Source organism: Streptomyces sp. NPDC008150 (assembly GCF_042956945.1).
In the GTDB taxonomy this organism is placed as follows: domain Bacteria; phylum Actinomycetota; class Actinomycetes; order Streptomycetales; family Streptomycetaceae; genus Streptomyces.
This window is the reverse complement of the sequence record NZ_JBIBHJ010000014.1, coordinates 220,889-237,778: the sequence shown is the minus strand read 5'-3', so window position 1 is coordinate 237,778 and position 16,890 is coordinate 220,889. Positions and strand designations below refer to the sequence as shown.

14 protein-coding genes are annotated in these 16,890 nt (G+C 73.3%); 11 read left to right on the top strand and 3 right to left on the bottom strand.

Features of this window, described 5'->3' with window-relative positions:
- Positions 1–169 precede the first annotated feature (169 nt).
- The 3 genes from ACFZA0_RS29940 (at position 170) to nudC (ending at position 6,227) form a co-directional block, all read left to right on the top strand.
- Complete coding sequence (locus ACFZA0_RS29940) at positions 170–3,700, top strand: UvrD-helicase domain-containing protein (protein WP_391022694.1); 3,531 nt, start codon at positions 170–172, stop codon at positions 3,698–3,700.
- A 10-nt stretch (positions 3,701–3,710) separates the two neighbouring features.
- On the top strand, positions 3,711–5,114 hold the full coding sequence (locus tag ACFZA0_RS29935; RefSeq protein WP_391022692.1) for a dipeptidase: 1,404 nt from the start codon (positions 3,711–3,713) through the stop codon (positions 5,112–5,114).
- Positions 5,115–5,282: 168 nt separating this feature from the next.
- Positions 5,283–6,227: an NAD(+) diphosphatase gene (nudC, locus tag ACFZA0_RS29930; protein ID WP_391022690.1), complete on the top strand. Its 945-nt coding sequence runs from the start codon at positions 5,283–5,285 to the stop codon at positions 6,225–6,227.
- 120 nt (positions 6,228–6,347) lie between these two features.
- Here the strand turns inward: nudC and ACFZA0_RS29925 are convergent, their stop codons facing one another.
- Positions 6,348–6,590: a mycoredoxin gene (locus ACFZA0_RS29925; protein ID WP_037760267.1), complete on the bottom strand. Its 243-nt coding sequence runs from the start codon at positions 6,588–6,590 to the stop codon at positions 6,348–6,350.
- Positions 6,591–6,894: 304 nt separating this feature from the next.
- Between ACFZA0_RS29925 and ACFZA0_RS29920 the strand changes: the two genes are divergently transcribed.
- From ACFZA0_RS29920 to ACFZA0_RS29900, 5 genes are all read left to right on the top strand, one after another.
- Positions 6,895–9,096 carry a UvrD-helicase domain-containing protein gene (locus tag ACFZA0_RS29920; protein ID WP_391022688.1) on the top strand — a complete coding sequence of 734 codons (2,202 nt, stop codon included), beginning with the start codon at positions 6,895–6,897 and terminating at the stop codon, positions 9,094–9,096.
- A gap of 162 nt (positions 9,097–9,258) precedes the next feature.
- Entirely contained in the window at positions 9,259–9,582 is a 324-nt protein-coding gene (locus ACFZA0_RS29915) for a hypothetical protein (protein WP_391022797.1), read from the top strand.
- Between the two features lie 173 nt (positions 9,583–9,755).
- Positions 9,756–10,124 carry a WhiB family transcriptional regulator gene (locus tag ACFZA0_RS29910; RefSeq protein WP_391022687.1) on the top strand — a complete coding sequence of 123 codons (369 nt, stop codon included), beginning with the start codon at positions 9,756–9,758 and terminating at the stop codon, positions 10,122–10,124.
- The gene (locus tag ACFZA0_RS29905; protein ID WP_391022685.1) at positions 10,121–10,441 is read left to right on the top strand and encodes a hypothetical protein; all 321 of its coding nucleotides are present in this window, start codon (positions 10,121–10,123) and stop codon (positions 10,439–10,441) included. The genes ACFZA0_RS29910 and ACFZA0_RS29905 overlap by 4 nt, the downstream gene beginning before the upstream one ends.
- Positions 10,442–10,570: 129 nt before the next feature.
- The gene (locus ACFZA0_RS29900; RefSeq protein WP_391022683.1) at positions 10,571–10,783 is read left to right on the top strand and encodes a hypothetical protein; all 213 of its coding nucleotides are present in this window, start codon (positions 10,571–10,573) and stop codon (positions 10,781–10,783) included.
- 19 nt (positions 10,784–10,802) lie between these two features.
- Here ACFZA0_RS29900 and ACFZA0_RS29895 read toward each other — a convergent pair whose 3' ends face one another.
- Complete coding sequence (locus ACFZA0_RS29895) at positions 10,803–12,305, bottom strand: AarF/UbiB family protein (RefSeq protein ID WP_391022681.1); 1,503 nt, start codon at positions 12,303–12,305, stop codon at positions 10,803–10,805.
- Complete coding sequence (locus ACFZA0_RS29890; protein ID WP_391022679.1) at positions 12,298–13,521, bottom strand: TOMM precursor leader peptide-binding protein; 1,224 nt, start codon at positions 13,519–13,521, stop codon at positions 12,298–12,300. The genes ACFZA0_RS29895 and ACFZA0_RS29890 overlap by 8 nt, the downstream gene beginning before the upstream one ends.
- 224 nt (positions 13,522–13,745) lie before the next feature.
- On the opposite strand from ACFZA0_RS29890, the gene ACFZA0_RS29885 reads away from it, so the two are divergent.
- The 3 genes from ACFZA0_RS29885 to ACFZA0_RS29875 all read left to right on the top strand — a co-directional run bounded on the left by ACFZA0_RS29885 (position 13,746) and on the right by ACFZA0_RS29875 (position 16,890).
- Positions 13,746–14,342, top strand: a complete 597-nt coding sequence (locus tag ACFZA0_RS29885) for a SprT-like domain-containing protein (RefSeq protein ID WP_391022678.1) — start codon at positions 13,746–13,748, stop codon at positions 14,340–14,342.
- Positions 14,343–14,542: 200 nt separating this feature from the next.
- Positions 14,543–16,198 carry a TerD family protein gene (locus tag ACFZA0_RS29880; protein WP_391022677.1) on the top strand — a complete coding sequence of 552 codons (1,656 nt, stop codon included), beginning with the start codon at positions 14,543–14,545 and terminating at the stop codon, positions 16,196–16,198.
- An 11-nt stretch (positions 16,199–16,209) separates the two neighbouring features.
- Positions 16,210–16,890 carry an AIM24 family protein gene (locus tag ACFZA0_RS29875; protein WP_391022675.1) on the top strand — a complete coding sequence of 227 codons (681 nt, stop codon included), beginning with the start codon at positions 16,210–16,212 and terminating at the stop codon, positions 16,888–16,890.

The following is a 16,890-nucleotide window of genomic DNA, read 5'->3' as shown; positions in this document are numbered from 1 at the left end:
CGCGTGCTCCTGCGCCCCGGGATGGGTGGGACGGGCGCGTACCCGTGGGGCCCGAGTGACCGCGCACCGGCCGCGTGACGTATCGCACCACCCCTGTTGACCTGCGCCTCCTTCGTACCGGCGGCCAATCCGTCCTCCGCTGTCGGTCCCCGCCGCTAGCCTCTGTCAGGTGCCCGCCCGCATCACTGATCCCGAACAGCTCAAGGAGCTCCTCGGTATCCCGTTCACCCCCGAACAGCTGGCCTGTGTCACGGCGCCTCCCGCGCCCCAGGTGATCGTGGCGGGTGCCGGATCGGGCAAGACGACGGTGATGGCGGCACGCGTGGTGTGGCTGGTCGGCACCGGCCGGGTCGCCCCCGAACAGGTGCTCGGCCTCACCTTCACCAACAAGGCGGCCGGTGAACTGGCCGAACGCGTCCGCAAGGCACTGGTACGCGCGGGTGTCACCGACCCGGACACCATCGACCCGGACAACCCTCCCGGCGAGCCCGTCATCTCCACGTACCACTCCTTCGCGGGCCGCCTGCTGACCGACCACGGCCTGCGGATAGGACTCGAACCCACCGCCCGGCTGCTCGCCGACGCCACCCGCTACCAGCTCGCCGCGCGCGTCCTCGGCAAGGCCCCCGGCCCGTACCCCGCGCTCACCCGGTCCTTCCCGGACCTGGTCACCGACCTGCTCGCCCTCGACGCGGAACTCGCCGAGCACCTCGTGAGCCCCGACCGGCTGCGCGCGTACGACACGGCCCTGCTGCGCACCCTGGAGGGCGTCAAGCTCGGCAACGCCGACCTGCGCAAGGTCCCCGAGGCCGCCGCCGCCCGCCGCGAACTCACCGAGCTGGTCGGCCGTTACCGGGCCGTCAAGCGCGAACGCGACCTCCTCGACTTCGGCGACCAGATCGCCCTGTCGGCGACCCTCGCGCGTACCCGGCCCGAGGTCGGCGAGATCCTCCGCGACGAGTTCCGGGTGGTCCTGCTCGACGAGTACCAGGACACCTCGGTCGCCCAGCGCATCCTGCTCGCCGGCCTGTTCGGCGCCGGCACCGGGCATCCGGTGACCGCGGTCGGCGACCCCTGCCAGGCGATCTACGGCTGGCGCGGCGCCTCCGTCGCCAACCTCGACGACTTCCCCGAGCACTTCGCCCGTGCCGACGGACGGCCCGCCGTGCGCCAGTCGCTCAGCGAGAACCGCCGCAGCGGCGGCCGCCTCCTCGCCCTCGCCAACGGGCTCGCCGCACCGCTGCGCGCGATGCACGCGGGCGTGGAGGCGCTGCGCGCCGCGCCCGGCGCCGAGCGCGACGGCCTGGTGCGCTGCGCCCTGCTGCCCACCCACGCCGAGGAGATCGACTGGATCGCCGACGGCATCGCCCACCTCGTCCGCACCGGCACGCCGCCCGGCGAGGTCGCCGTGCTGTGCCGCACGGCCACCGACTTCGCGGAGATCCAGGGCGCGCTGGTCGCCCGGGACGTGCCCGTCGAGGTGGTCGGCCTCTCCGGGCTGCTGCACCTGCCCGAGGTCGCCGACCTCGTCGCCGTCTGCGAGGTGCTCCAGGACCCCGGCGCCAACGCCTCCCTGGTCCGCCTGCTCACCGGCCCGCGCTGGCGCATCGGCCCCCGCGACCTCGCCCTGCTCGGCCGGCGCGCCCGCCTGCTCGTCTCCACCGCGCGCGTGGCGGGCGACGACGACCCGGACCGGCGGCTCGCGGCGGCCGTCGAGGGCGTCGACCCGGCCGAGGTGGTGTCCCTCGCGGACGCCCTGGACACCTTCCTGGAGACGCCGCTGGACGGGCGCGGGGACGACGACGGTCTGCCGTTCTCCCCGGACGCGCGCGTACGCTTCGCCCGCCTCGCCACCGAACTGCGCGACCTGCGGCGGTCGTTGGCCGACCCGCTGATGGACGTCCTGCACCGCGTCCTCGCCGTCACCGGCCTGGAGGTGGAACTGTCGGCGTCCCCGCACGCCCTCGCCGCGCGCCGCCGCGAGACGCTCTCCAACTTCCTCGACGTCGCGGCCTCCTTCGCCGCGGGCGACGGCGAGGCGACGCTGCTCGCCTTCCTCGGCTTCCTGCGCACCGCCGCCCAGTACGAGAAGGGCCTCGACAACGCGCTGCCCGGCGGCGAGAACACCGTCAAGGTGCTCACCGCCCACCGCTCCAAGGGCCTGGAGTGGGACGTCGTCGCGGTGCCCGGCCTGGTCAACGGCACCTTTCCCAGCAGCCAGGGCCGCGAGAAGTGGACCTCGCAGGGCAAGGTCGTCCCGCACGCGCTGCGCGGCGACGCCGAGACGCTGCCGGACGTCGGGGCCTGGGACTCCCGCGGCATGAAGGCCTTCCACGAGGCCATGAAGGACCACCAGCACACCGAGGAACTCCGCCTCGGCTACGTCACCTTCACCCGCCCCCGCAGCCTGCTCCTCGGCTCGGGCCACTGGTGGGGACCCACCCAGAAGAAGCCGCGCGGCCCGTCCGACTTCCTGCGCGCCCTGTACGACCACTGCGCCGCCGGACACGGCGAGATCGAGGCGTGGGCGGACGAGCCCCCCGAGGACGCGGAGAACCCCGCGCTCGCCCTCCGGGACGCCGACCGGGCGTGGCCGCTGCCCCTCGACGAGGCGGCCATGGCGCTGCGCCGCACCGCCGCCCGCACGGTTCTGGAGCACCTGGACGCCCTCGCCGCCGACGGCACGGCCGCCCTCGTCACCGTCCACGACCGGGCGCCCGAGGACCCCGACTGGCCGCCGCCGCCCGAGGACGACGAGCCCGGACCCGGCCCGGCGCCCGACGACCCCGCCGACTGGGACGCGTACGCGCTCCAGCGCCCGGCCGTCCCGCACCAGGCGGCCCCGCCGCGCACCGCGTGCGCCGCGGCGCCGCCCGAGGATCCCCGCCCGCACCCCGGGGACGAGCTCCCGGACGCGTTCCCGGCGGCCGGGCTCAGCCCGGAGGAGGCCCGTACCGTCGCGTCCTGGGACCGCGACCTCGACGCCCTCACGAGTGAACTCCTGCTCGCCAGGGCCGCCGTCACGGACGTGCCCCTGCCCGCCTCGCTCACCGCCTCGCAGCTCGTGGACCTGGCCGCCGACCCGGACGCGTTCGCGGCGGAGTTGGCCCGGCCCATGCCGCGCCCGCCGCAGCCCGCCGCCCGCCGCGGCACCCGCTTCCACGCCTGGGTGGAGACCCGGTTCGAGGAACTGCGCCTGCCGCTGCTCGAACCCGACGAACTGCCGGGTGCCGACGCCGAGATCGACGACGAGCAGGACCTGGAGGACCTCAAGGACGCCTTCGACCGCACCCCGTACGCCCGCCGCACCCCCCACCGCGTCGAGGCGCCCTTCCAGATCGCCCTCGCCGGCCGCGTCGTGCGGGGCCGCATCGACGCCGTCTACAAGAACGACGGCGCCGAGGGCGGTGCGGACGGCACGGGGACGACGTACGAGATCGTCGACTGGAAGACCCACCGCGACCACACCGCCGATCCCCTCCAGCTCGCCGTCTACCGCGTCGCGTGGGCGGAGCAGCAGGGCGTGCCCCTGGAGTCCGTCGACGCCGCGTTCCTGTACGTCCGTACCGGCGAACTCGTACGCCCCGGGAACCTGCCCGACCGCGCGGCCCTGGAGCGCCTGCTGCGGCCCCGGCCGGCGGGTGGCGGGGAGGGTGCCGCCGGGGATGCGCCGGACGAGCTTGCCGACGCGGGCGGTTAGGCTCGTGAGCATGAGCCCCACCTCGGACAGCGCCGTCCGCGCGTACATCGAGCAGCACCGCGCCGCCTTCCTCGGCGAGCTCGCGGAGTGGCTGCGCATACCCTCCGTTTCGGCGCAGCCCGAGCACACCCCCGACGTCCGCCGCTCCGCCCGCTGGCTCGCCGCCGCACTGGGCGCCACAGGCTTCCCCACCTGCGAAGTCTGGGAGACGGCGGGTGCCCCGGCCGTCTTCGCCGAGTGGCCGAGCGGAGACCCCGGCGCCCCCACCGTCCTCGTCTACGGACACCACGACGTGCAGCCCGCCGCCCGCGAGGACGGCTGGGACAGCGACCCCTTCGAACCCGTCGTCCGCGGCGACCGCATGTACGCGCGCGGTGCCGCCGACGACAAGGGGCAGGTGTTCTTCCACACACTCGGCGTGCGCGCGCACCTCGCCGCCACCGGCCGCACGGCCCCCGCCGTCAACCTCAAACTGCTCGTCGAGGGCGAGGAGGAATCCGGCTCGCCGCACTTCCTCGACCTGATCCGCGCGCGGGCGGACCGGCTCGCCGCGGACGTCGTGATCGTCTCCGACACCGGCATGTGGTCCGAGGACACCCCGACCGTCTGCACCGGCATGCGCGGCCTCGCCGACTGCGAGATCCGGCTCCACGGACCCGACCAGGACATCCACTCCGGCTCCTTCGGCGGTGCCGTGCCCAACCCGGCCACCGCCGTCGCCCGCCTGGTCGCGGCCCTGCACGACGAGCACGGGCGGGTGGCCGTACCGGGCTTCTACGAGGGCGTCACCGAACTCACCGACCGCGAACGGGAGCTCTTCGCCGAGCTGCCCTTCGACGAGGAACAGTGGCTGCGGACCGCCAAGTCGCACGCGTCACACGGTGAGGCGGGACACACCACCCTGGAGCGCATCTGGGCCCGGCCGACCGCGGAGGTCAACGGCATCGGCGGCGGCTACCAGGGCCCCGGCAGCAAGACGATCGTCCCGTCCACGGCCATGGTGAAGCTCTCCTTCCGCCTCGTCGCCGGACAGGACCCCGACCACGTCGAGAAGGCCGTCCGCGCCTGGGCCGCCGAGCAGGTGCCCGCCGGTGTCCGCCACGAGATCACCTTCGGCGGCGCCACCCGCCCGTGCCTGACCCCGCTGGACCACCCGGCGCTCCAGTCCGTCGTCCGGGCCATGGGCCGCGCCTTCGGCAAACCCGTCCGGTACACCCGCGAGGGCGGCTCGGGACCGGCCGCCGACCTCCAGGAGGTGCTCGGGGCCCCCGTGCTCTTCCTGGGCATCTCCGTGCCGTCCGACGGCTGGCACGCGCCCAACGAGAAGGTCGAACTCGGCCTCCTCCTCAAGGGCGTGGAGACCATCGCCCACCTCTGGGGCGACCTCGCGGAGAACTGGCCCGATGCGTCCTGACGAACCGCGGGCGGCCGCCCCGCAGCACCGCGCGGGGCGGCGCGGAAGGGCCGCCCCGCCCACCGACCCGCACAACCACGCCCCGCCGGACCCGGTCGCCTCCCGCCGTACGTCCCGCAGGACCGCCCGCCGAAATCAACCGTTGCACCGGGGGAGTTGGAAGCACTCGTGACCACCTGGACCGACCACACCGCAGACCACCCCATCTCACTCACCGCGCCGAGCGGCGTCGACCGGGCCGCGCACCACCGGCTCGACGAGGCCTGGCTCGCCGCGGCGTGGAGCCACCCCTCGACCCGCTGTTTCGTGGTCTCCGGCGGTCAGGCCCTCATCGACGAGACGCCCGACGGGCGCACCGAACTCGTCATGACCCCCTCCTTCGAGGCCCCCCTCACCGAGGCGCACCGCTACTTCCTGGGCACCGACGAGGACGGCGTCAACTACTTCGCCCTCCAGAAGGACTCGCTGCCCGGCCGCATGGACCAGTCCGCACGCGCCGCCGGCCTGCGCGAGGCGGGGCTGCTCCTGTCGCCGCGCGACGCCGGCCTCCTGGTGCACGCCGTCGCCCTGGAGAACTGGCAGCGGCTGCACCGCTTCTGCTCCCGCTGCGGCGAACGCACCGTGATCGCCGCAGCCGGCCACATCCGCCGCTGCCCGGCCTGCGGTGCCGAGCACTACCCGCGTACCGACCCGGCGGTCATCATGGCCGTCACCGACGACGAGGACCGCATCCTGCTCGGCCGCCAGGTCCACTGGCCCGAGGGCCGCTTCTCGACCCTCGCCGGTTTCGTCGAGCCCGGCGAGTCCATCGAGGCGGCCGTGCGCCGCGAGGTCCTGGAGGAGGCCGGCATCGTCGTCGGCGACGTCGAGTACGTCGCCAGCCAGCCCTGGCCGTTCCCGTCCAGCCTGATGCTCGGCTTCATGGCCCGCGCCACCTCCACCGACATCACCGTCGACGGCGACGAGATCCACGAGGCCCGCTGGTTCTCCCGCGACGAACTGCACGCCGCGTTCGAGTCGGGCCAGGTCCTGCCCCCGTACGGCATCTCGATCGCCGCCCGCCTCATCGCCCTCTGGTACGGCAAGCCGCTGCCCACCCGCAGCGCCGCCTGACCGCGGAGCGGCGGCAGGAGCAGGACATGCGGAAGGGGCCGCACCCAGCCGGGTGCGGCCCCTTCCGCATGTCCTGCCGCGACGTACGCGCGTGCCGCGTGCGCGCCGCGAGGGACGCCGTTACGCGCCGATCTTCTGCTTGACCTGGGCCAGCGACGGGTTCGTCAGCGTGGAACCGTCGGGGAACAGCACGGTCGGCACGGTCTGGTTGCCGCCGTTCGCCTTCTCCACGAAGGCCGCCGACTCGGGGTCCTGCTCGATGTTGACCTCGGTGTACGCGATGCCCTCGCGGTCCATCTGGCCCTTGAGCCGACGGCAGTAGCCGCACCACGTGGTGCTGTACATCGTCACAGTGCCCGACATGTCTCGCGCTCCTCAAACGGCTCGGTAAAGCGGTTCGGCGAATGTGCCTCACGGCGGAAACGTCCGGAGGGGTGCCGTCATTCCCGCGCGGCCCCCGCGAACGCGTCCCGCGCGCGTGACTTCCGCCGCATCCACCGCGGCCCGCGGGAGCGCCGCCCGCCCGGTGCGCGGCGACACCCCGGCGCACCGGCACGCGGATCGCGCCGCGTTGGACCCGTCCTCACCTCCCGCATTAGTACGACTGCCGACGTCTCCCTGTGGACAACCTGCTCACCCGCCCCGTACGACCTGGCAGCATGGCGGGGTGACAGCAGCAACGCACTCCACCCTCTTCCCGCAGGTCCCGGATTCGGCCGACGCGGTGCTCGAAGGGCTCGATCCCGAGCAGCGCGAGGTCGCGACGGCCCTGCGCGGCCCGGTGTGCGTGCTCGCGGGCGCGGGGACGGGCAAGACCCGGGCGATCACCCACCGCATCGCCTACGGGGTGCGCTCCGGCATCCTCCAGCCGTCCACCGTGCTCGCCGTCACCTTCACCAACCGGGCCGCGGGCGAGATGCGCGGCCGGTTGCGCCAGCTCGGGGCCACCGGCGTGCAGGCCCGCACCTTCCACTCGGCGGCGCTGCGCCAGCTCCAGTACTTCTGGCCCAAGGCGGTCGGCGGCAGTCTGCCCCGGCTCGTCGACCGCAAGATCCAGATCGTCGCGGACGCCGCGGCGGCCTGCCGCATCCGCCTCGACCGCAACGAACTGCGGGACGCCACCGCGGAGATCGAGTGGTCCAAGGTCACCCAGACCGTGCCCGCCGACTACGCGCTCGCCGCCGCGAAGGCCGGCCGGGACACCCCGCGCGACCCGGCCGAGATCGCCCAGCTCTACGCCGCCTACGAGCAGTTGAAGCGGGAGCGCGGGGTCATCGACTTCGAGGACGTCCTGCTGCTCACCGTCGCCGTCCTCCAGGACCGGCACGACATCACGGAGCAGGTCCGCTCCCAGTACCAGCACTTCGTGGTGGACGAGTACCAGGACGTCAGCCCCCTCCAGCAGCGCCTGCTGGAACTGTGGCTGGGCGACCGGGACGACCTGTGCGTCGTGGGGGACGCGAGCCAGACGATCTACTCGTTCACGGGTGCGACGCCCGACCACCTCCTGGACTTCCGCACCCGGCACCCCGGCGCCACGGTCGTCAAGCTCGTCCGCGACTACCGCTCCACCCCCCAGGTGGTCCAGCTCGCCAACGGGCTGCTGGCCCAGGCCAGCGGGAGGGCTGCCGACCATCGCCTGGAGCTGGTCTCGCAGCGCGACACGGGCCCCGAGCCGGGCTACGCGGAGTACGCGGACGAACCCACGGAGGCCGAGGGCGCCGCCCGTCGCATCCGCGAACTCATGGCGCAGGGTGTGCCCGCCGGCGAGATCGCCGTGCTGTTCCGCACCAACTCCCAGTCCGAGACCTACGAGCAGGCGCTCGCCGACGCCGGGATCCCGTACCAACTCCGCGGCGCCGAGCGGTTCTTCGACCGGCCCGAGGTGCGCAAGGCCGGTGTCGCCCTGCGCGGCGCCGCCCGCTTCGGCGGCAACGACTCGCTCCTCGACGACGCCGTAGACCTGCCCTCGCAGGTGCGCGCGGTGCTGTCCGGCGAGGGCTGGACCACCGAGCCGCCGGCCGGGTCGGGCGCCGTGCGCGAGCGCTGGGAGTCGCTGGCCGCGCTGGTCAACCTCGCGCAGGACTTCGCCGCCGCCCGGCCCGCGGCCACCCTCGGCGATCTCGTCGCTGAGCTCGACGAGCGGGCCAACGCCCAGCACGCGCCGACCGTCCAGGGCGTCACCCTCGCCTCCCTGCACTCGGCGAAGGGCCTGGAGTGGGACGCCGTGTTCCTGGTCGGCGTCGCCGAGGGCATGATGCCGATCTCCTACGCGAAGACCGACGAGCAGGTCGAGGAGGAGCGCAGGCTGCTCTACGTGGGAGTGACCCGTGCGCGGGAGCGGCTGTTCGTCTCCTGGGCGCTGGCCCGCACACCGGGAGGCCGGGCGAACAGGAGACCCAGCCGGTTCCTCGACGGTCTGCGTCCCGGTTCGGGCGTCACCGCATCCCGCGCGGCGGCGGGCGGTGCGGGCGGCATCGAGCGCGGCTTCGGCGGCGCCTCCGCGGCCCGGTCCGTGCCCCGCCGCAGGGACCGCACGCCGGCCCGCTGCCGGGTCTGCGGGCGCACCCTCACCGACGCGGGCGAGATGAAGCTGATGCGCTGCGAGGACTGTCCGACGGACATGGACGAGGGCCTGTACGAGCGGCTGCGCGACTGGCGCGCGGTGCAGGCGGAGACCATCGGGCAGCCCGCGTACTGCGTCTTCACCGACAAGACCCTCATGGCCATCGCGGAGGCCGCGCCCGAGGAGGAGCGCGAACTGGTGCGCATCCCGGGGGTCGGCCTGCGCAAGCTGAACCGTTTCGGAGCCGATGTTCTGGCCATCTGCGCAGGTCGCGACGGTGCGGAGACAGAAGATCAGGACTGACGGAAACTCGTCGGGAAAATAGTTTGCGCATGCCCTGGGAATCCCCATAGGTTCTTGGAGCACGGGGAAAGCGGCCTTCTCGGAGGCCCTGATTCCGTGTTGTACTTGTACACCAGCGCCGGACCGGTTTCACCCGGTCCCCCTAGACGCCGAGAGGAGGCGATTGCAGTGATCAACATCATCAGCGGCTCGACCCTGAAAGTGACCGATCCCTCGGTCGTCTCTGTCTGCTCGCTCGGCGTCTCCCTGGTCGGCACCGGTCTGTCCGGCATTCGTGCCGTGCGTCCGGCGTCCGCCGTCTCCCTGTCGGGTCTTCCTGTCAGTGAGCGCAATGAGCGACCGATGAAGGCACGGGAAGCGGTAGCGGCACAGGCACAGGCCTATGCCTTTACGGCGACCGGTGCCGGATCCCTCAAGCAGACGACGCAGCACCACCACCTGATGTGGGCCTTCCGTGGGCCTGAACCCTGGAGTGATCCAGCCTGATCCTCGATCAGGCCGGCGCCTCAGGGCCGCGGAACCCCATCAGGGATCCGCGGCCCTTCTGTTTTCCCCGAACGGGGACGACGGAGCGAGGGGCCTCGGGGACAGACGACGATCCGGGCATCAAAGCAGCCCCCGGCCCGACCGGCCGGACCGACAGACGAGGAAGACGATCCGTGCAACTCGAAACGCACGCCACGTCCGCACCGCCTTCCGAAACGATCCCCCCGCCCGGCCTCACGGAGGACTCCACCTTGATCCCGCTCACCGCGCTCACCGCGCTCGACGACGCCATCGAGAACCTCGGCGTACCCGTTCCCTGTCGGGCCTACGACCCCGAGGTCTTCTTCGCCGAGTCGCCGGCCGACGTCGAGTACGCCAAGTCGCTCTGCCGCACCTGCCCGCTGGTCGAGGCCTGCCTCGCCGGGGCGAAGGAGCGGCGTGAGCCCTGGGGCGTCTGGGGTGGCGAACTGTTCGTCCAGGGTGTCGTCGTGGCCCGCAAGCGGCCGCGTGGCCGTCCGCGCAAGAACCCGGTCACGGCATGAACATCCTGGGAACCATCGACCGCCCCCACACGCACGATCCCGAGAAGCAGGCCCCGATGAAGCCGTCCACGAGCGAGCCCGTCGGCTCCGCGATCTACGAAGCCACCACCGGTGCGAACGACTCGCGCCAGAACAGGACCCGCGAGATGCAACTCATCCCAGAAGCCATGGCTCGTGCGCATATGCACGAGCGCATGCACGACGCCGACCGTGAGCGCCGGGCCGCGAGCCTGGTGTCCGCGCGGCGTCTGCAGCGCAAGGCCGAGCGCGCCTCGCTGCGCGCCCGTCGTGCGCTCGCCATCGCGGTCATGCAGTGACCGCGGACGGGCGACCGACGACAGGGCTCCCGTAGGGGCCCGCATCACCCGCGGGGCCGGTCCGTTCACGGGCCGGCCCCGCTCCGTGCGCGGTCTGCGCCACGGTGGCGACGGCGTTATCGTCGCCCCATGACGAGTCACTCCCAGGTCGGTGAACAGGCCGCCGGTACCGCCCCCGCCTCCGCGACCCGCGTGTGCGCCCGGTGCGGGGCGGTGGCATCCGGTGCCGCCGCCACCTGGACCTGCTCCGTGGAGCACGGGGTCCGCCGCTACTTCTGCGGCACCTGCGCCCGCGAGAACCTCCGGGCCATCGAGGGGCGCCTGGACTCCGACTCCTGGTGAGCCGCCCGTACGCCGCGCGCTACGGGGTGCCGTCCCGCGGCACGACCGCTTCGAGGACCTCGCCCTCCGCGGGCACCTCGCTTCCCTCGGGCGTCTCGCCCTCCGCGGGCGCTTCGCCCTCCGCGAGGACCTCTTCCGCCACGGGGGGCTCTTCCTCCCCGTGGACCTCGCCCTCCTCGGCGGCGAAGCCCGGGAGCCAGTCCTCCAGTTCCTCCCGCATCCGGACCGTCGCGCCGAGCTGGCACAGCACCCCGATCGTGCTCAGCGTGACCCGGTGGATCAGCAGGTACGACGGCGGCAGGTTGAGCTGCTTGCCCAACTGGTGCGCGGGAGACCGCGGATCGGCGATACGGGCCGCCTGACTGCGCATCCACGACCGGGTGAAGGTGAACTCGTCCGCCTGGGCCGGCTCGATGATCGGCAGGAGGTAGTCGAGGACGGCGTCCGGGTCCAGCTCTATCGTCTCCTTGACGAACCCTTCCGCGCGCAGCAGTTCGTAGACCCCCTCCGCGTCCCCGTCGATGGTCATCCGCAGTGCGTCGCCGATGAGGGGCGGCAGACCGCCGGGCAGCCGGTCGACCGTGCCGAAGTCCAGGACCCCCAGCCGCCACGCGCCCTCGGAGCCCCCGTCACCGTCGCCCTTGCCGGCGGGCAGCAGCCGGAAGTTTCCGGGGTGGGGGTCGGCGTGCAGCAGCCCGGTCCGGGCCGGGCCCGAGAAGAGGAACCGGGTCAGCAACTGCCCGGCGCGGTCGCGTTGTTCGGGGGTGCCGTCGGCGATCACCTCCGACAGCGGGATGCCGTCGATCCACTCCGTGACCAGAACCTGCTCGGACTGGTGGACCACGTCGGGCACCAGCACGTCGGGGTCGTCCGCGAAGTCCTCGGCGTGAACGCGCTGCGCCTCGGCCTCCAGGCCGTAGTCCAGCTCCTCCGAGACCCGGTCCCGCAACTCCGTGATCAGGGGCTTGATGTCCACCCCCGGGATCAGTGGCCCCAACAGCCGGGCGAAGCGGCTCAGTTGGCTCAGGTCCGAGAGCAGTGCGTCGCCCGCACCCGGGTACTGCACCTTGACCGCGACCGCCCGGCCGTCGTGCCACACCGCGCGGTGCACCTGGCCGATGGAGGCCGCCGCCGCGGGCTTCTCGTCGAACTCCAGGAACAGGTCGCGCCAGCCCGTGCCGAGCCGTTCCTCCAGCACGGCGTGCACCGTGCGGGTGGGCATCGGCGGCGCCGCCTCCTGGAGCTTGGTCAGCGCCGCGCGGTAGGGGCCCGCGATCTCCTCCGGCAGGGCCGCCTCGAAGACGGACAGCGCCTGCCCGAACTTCATCGCCCCGCCCTTCAGTTCGCCGAGCGTCTTGAACAGCTGGTCGGCGGTGCGCTGTTGCAGCTCACGGCCGACGATCTCCGCCGACTCGCCGACGATCCGTTTGCCGAGGCCCCAGGTCGCCCGCCCGGCGAAGCCGAGTGGCAGCGCGGCCAGCTTGGCGGTGCGGGTGACCGCTTTGCGCGGAAGATCAGACATGCGCCCTCCAGGTCCCGGCAAGCCGCGTCGTGCGGGCCTCGCGGCCCGTCGGCGACGGCTGTTGCTCCGCCATTGTCTCGTGCGCTTCCCCGTCCGCGGCGGTGTGTCCGCCCTCACCTTTCCTACCCACCCGGGCGGCACCGCACGGGCAGGCGGGATGAGCCCGTACCGCCCGCGCGTGCCAGTGCAGGGCGGGCACCGCGACCTCCCAGCGCGCACCGGCACTGGACGGCGTGTCCCCGTCGAGGAAGGTGAGGGCGTGCGCGGCGGCCAGCCCCGCGACCGTCGTGGCGAGCGTCAGGTCGCACGGCCGTACGTGACCGGACCGCCCCGAACGCCACTGCGCGACCAGCCGGGGCCAGGTCGGATCGCGGTCGCCGCGCGTCGCGTCGAGACAGCCGGCGCAGCCCGTCGCGCCGGGGAGCACGAAGGGGCCGACGACGCCCGTGCCCTCCACCACCCCCGCGTACAGGTGCGGAACGCCGGACGCGACCAGGCCGGCCGCCGACGACGGGTCCGGCGCGTGCACGGCGACGTCGTCCCGCGGGGCGAGGACCACCAGCGAGAACCCCGGACTTCCCTCGTCCGACGGGGGCCGGCCGCCCGCCCGCCGCACGGGCCGGTCGGGAGCCGCGCACCGGACGACACGGCGCGCCGCGACGTCACGCCGCTCGCCGATCGCGTCGGCGGGCATGCCGCCCGGTGCGACGTCGCCCGGTTCGACCCGTCCCGTGTCGCGGACGTCGACCTCGCCGATCCCGGCACCCGACAGCAGCGCCGCCACGAGGGCGCCGACCCGCCCCGCGCCCCGCACCTGGACCCGGAGTCCCCGGCGGGCGGCCAGGCGGCCGACCGCCTCTCCCGGTTCGCGGGCGACGAGGCTGAGAGAGGCGAGGTCGGGGCGCAGCCGGTCCAGCACGTCCCCCTTCTGGCGCAGCGCCTCACCGGCGGTTCCGCCGCCGCGCGCGTCGTCGAGCAGCCCGGCCCTGCTCAGGCGGTCCACGAGGGCGTCGACGTGCCCCTCGGGAAGGTCCATCCGCCGGGCCTCCTCGCGCAGGAGGCCGAGCCCGCGAGTGCCGTTGAGCAGGTCCAGGAAGCTGCCCGTCGCCAGGTCCACCGGACCCAGCGTCATGGCGTGCGCCGGAGCCATCCCGAACTGCACGGTGTTGAGATCGCGCCAGCCGCGCCGGAGCGCGGTCTTCACCATCGGATGCATCACTGGCCCCCGTAGAGCGTCTAGAGCGAGAACGACAGAGCGACGTGCGGCAGGCCGTGGAGCCGCCGACGAGTGACAGCATGCGGGCGCCCCGGCCGGCCGTGCCGAAAGTTGTCCACAGGTGGGCGCATTGGTCATACAAATCAAACGCGCGGCCGAACGGATCGGCGCTGAACCGCCCCGGAGGCGGGACTTCCCCCCTGCGAAACGGGTAACGTCGGGGCGTGCCCGCCGACCCACTGCACCGTGCCGGAAAGCCAGAGCGCAGCACGACGAGCCCGCCGCCGAGCGGCCCGGGGGCGAGCGCGATCGAGGTACGCAGGAGCTCCCGCCGCCGGCGGACCGTCTCCGCGTACCGCGAGGGCGATCGCACCGTCGTGCTCATCCCCGCCCGCATGTCCGAGGCGGAGGAGCAACGCTGGGTGGGCGTCATGCTCGACAAGCTGGCCGCGCAGGAGAGCAAGCGGGTCCTCGGCGACACCGAACTCACCGAACGGGCCGCGCGGCTGTCCGAGCAGTACTTCGACGGACGGGCGCGCCCCGCCTCGGTCCGCTGGGTCACCAACCAGAACACGCGCTGGGGTTCGTGCACGCCCGCGGAAGGCAGCATCCGCCTGTCGCACCGCCTTCAGGGCATGCCCGAGTACGTGGTCGACTACGTGCTCGTCCACGAACTGGCCCACCTGCTCGTGCCCGGCCACGGCCCCCGCTTCTGGCGGCTGCTGGAGGCGTACCCGCGTACCGAACGGGCCCGCGGCTATCTGGAGGGCGTCGTCGCGGCCGACCGGCTGCCGCACCTGCCGGGCGCCCGCAGCGAGTGATCCCGCGGCCGAGCGGGACCGCCCGAGGCGGGTACCCGCGGGACGGCCGGGGCACGCGCGTACCGGCCCGTTGTCCGAAGCGGGCGGGTACCGCCGGGCGTGGGTTGTGTACCGGGTGTGTACCGGCATCTTCCGTTGCCGGGGTTTGCCGTTAGCCTGACGCGACGCACTCGCTTCGGGATGGGGGACGGTCGTTACGCATGGCCAGGGAATTCCAACGCGGCCACAAGGCCAGGATCAGTGACCTCACCGCGGGCACCGATCTGTACGTAGGCGTGCAGATCACGGGTCCCGGACTGACCTTCGACATCAGCTGCTTCGGGCTCGACGCCGACGAACGGCTCTCGGACGACCGGTACTTCGTCTTCTTCAACCAGCCCAAGTCGCCCGAGGAGTCGATCCAGCTCCTGGGCGCCCAGGCCGGCGACACCGAGTCGTTCCGCGTCACCCTCGACCGCATTCCGCCGCAGATCCACAAGCTGGCCTTCACGGCGACCCTCGACGGCGCGGGTTCGATGGCGCAGATCGCCCCGGGCTACCTGCGCATCGTGGCGGGCGGCGAGGAAGTGGCCCGGTACCCGTTCACGGGCGCCGAGTTCACGACCGAACGGGCGGTGATGCTCGGCGACTTCTACCTCAAGGACGTCTGGCGGTTCGCCGCCGTGGGCCAGGGTTTCGACGGCGGCCTCGACGCGCTGCTGAAGAACTTCGGCGGCGAGGTCCTGGAGGAGGAGGCGCTGGAGGCACCGCAGCAGCCGCAGACCGGCGGCGCGGCGCCCGGCTTCGCACCGCCGCCGCAGGCACCGGGCCAGGCACCCGCGCAGCCCGCACCCGCGTTCGGCGCGCCGCCGGCCCCGGCCCCCGCCCCGCAGGGTTTCGCCGCGCCGCACGCGCCGGCCCCCGCTCCCGCGCCCTCGGTGCACCACGCGCCGACCATAGTGGCGCCGTTGACACCGCCGGGCGGCACCGTCCCGCCGCCGCCCGCTCCGTACGGGCAGCCCGGCCCGCAGGCTCCGTCCCCGTACGGGCAGGCACCGGGCCAGACCGCACCGCTGCCGCCGGGCTACGGCCAGCCACCGCAGGGACCGCCTCAGCCGCCCGGGTACGGGCAGCCGCCGCAGTTCGGGCAGGTCCCCGGGCAGGGCACGCCGCCCGGCGCGGCGCCCCAGGGCATCCCGCAGGGCTCGCCGGAGAGCGCCGGGGTGGGCGCCGCGCTCCAGAAGTACCGCGAGACGCCCACCGGGCAGCGCTGGACGCTGCAGAACGGCAAGCTCGTCCGCGTCGACCTGGGCGTCGGCGGCCAGCCGGTGCTGGCGCGGCAGGGCAGCATGGTGCTCTACCAGGGCAAGGTCGACTTCGGCTACAAGGGCGCCGGCTTCGCGGGCCGCATCACGGGCAACGCCACCGGGCAGGAGATGCAGCTCATGCGCTGCACCGGCCAGGGCCAGGTGTTCCTCGCCGACGGCGCGTCCCACCTGCACCCCGTCGAACTCCAGGGCGACGCGATCTGCGTCTCCGCGGAGAACGTCCTCGCCTTCGACGAGAGCCTCCAGTACGAGGTCCGCCGCATCGAGGGCCACGGCATTCCGGGCGGCGCGCTGTTCACCATGCAGTTCCAGGGCACCGGCACCATCGTCGTCAAGACGCACGGCACGCCCGTGGTGCTGCCGGTCACCCCGACCACGTTCGCGGACTGCAACGCGGTGGTCGCGTGGTCCGCGGCCTCCCAGGTGATCGTCTCCAGCCAGGTGCGGATGCGGCGCAACGCCTATCCGGGCGACACGGGGGAGAGCGTCAACCTCCAGTTCCGGGGCGCCCCCGGCAACTTCATCGTCGTCCAGCCGTACGAGGTCTGAGGGAGCCCGTCATGAACCAGCCGCTCGCGGGCTACGCCCCCGCACCTGTCAGTGCCCGCATGGAGAACCACGGCAGCCACATGCTGAAGGTCGCCATGCAGACCGGGAACGACCTCCTCGCGCGCGTGGGCTCGATGGTCGCCTACGAGGGCTTCGTCCAGTACGAGCCCAACCCGCCCGCCGTGCGCCAGATCGCCCGCGACTGGGCGACCGGCGAGGGCGCGCCCCTGATGAAGTGCACGGGCGACGGCCTGCTGTACCTCGCCGACTACGGCGCCAACGTCGTCGTGATCAACCTCAACGGCGACGCGATCTCCGTGAACGCCACCAATCTGCTCGCCTTCGACGCGCAGCTCACCTGGGGCGTCGAACGGGTCAAGGGACTCGCCAAGTTCGCCGGCCAGGGGCTCTGGAACACCAAGATCTCCGGCCAGGGCTGGGTCGCGCTGACCTCCCGCGGCGAGCCCATCGTCGTCGACTGCGGCGGCGGCGAGGACGAGACGTACGTCGACCCGGACGCGCTCGTCGCCTGGTCGCCGCACCTGAAGGTCAAGGGCAAGCGCAGCTTCAAGGCGCAGTCGCTGATCGGCCGGGGCAGCGGCGAGGCGTTCCAGATGGCGTTCTCCGGGCAGGGCATCGTCGTCGTCCAGCCCAGCGAGGACAGCACCGACCGCCTCCGGTTCCGGGGCTGA

Excerpts from the sequence above, each read along its gene's own strand:
- ACFZA0_RS29880 (WP_391022677.1), top strand. The coding sequence starts at position 14,543 with ATGGCCAGGGAATTCCAACGCGGCCACAAGGCCAGGATCAGTGACCTC.
- ACFZA0_RS29925 (WP_037760267.1), bottom strand. The coding sequence starts at position 6,590 with ATGTCGGGCACTGTGACGATGTACAGCACCACGTGGTGCGGCTACTGC.
- ACFZA0_RS29895 (WP_391022681.1), bottom strand. The coding sequence starts at position 12,305 with ATGTCTGATCTTCCGCGCAAAGCGGTCACCCGCACCGCCAAGCTGGCC.
- ACFZA0_RS29900 (WP_391022683.1), top strand. The coding sequence starts at position 10,571 with ATGACGAGTCACTCCCAGGTCGGTGAACAGGCCGCCGGTACCGCCCCC.
- ACFZA0_RS29905 (WP_391022685.1), top strand. The coding sequence starts at position 10,121 with ATGAACATCCTGGGAACCATCGACCGCCCCCACACGCACGATCCCGAG.
- ACFZA0_RS29890 (WP_391022679.1), bottom strand. The coding sequence starts at position 13,521 with ATGCATCCGATGGTGAAGACCGCGCTCCGGCGCGGCTGGCGCGATCTC.
- ACFZA0_RS29935 (WP_391022692.1), top strand. The coding sequence starts at position 3,711 with ATGAGCCCCACCTCGGACAGCGCCGTCCGCGCGTACATCGAGCAGCAC.
- ACFZA0_RS29875 (WP_391022675.1), top strand. The coding sequence starts at position 16,210 with ATGAACCAGCCGCTCGCGGGCTACGCCCCCGCACCTGTCAGTGCCCGC.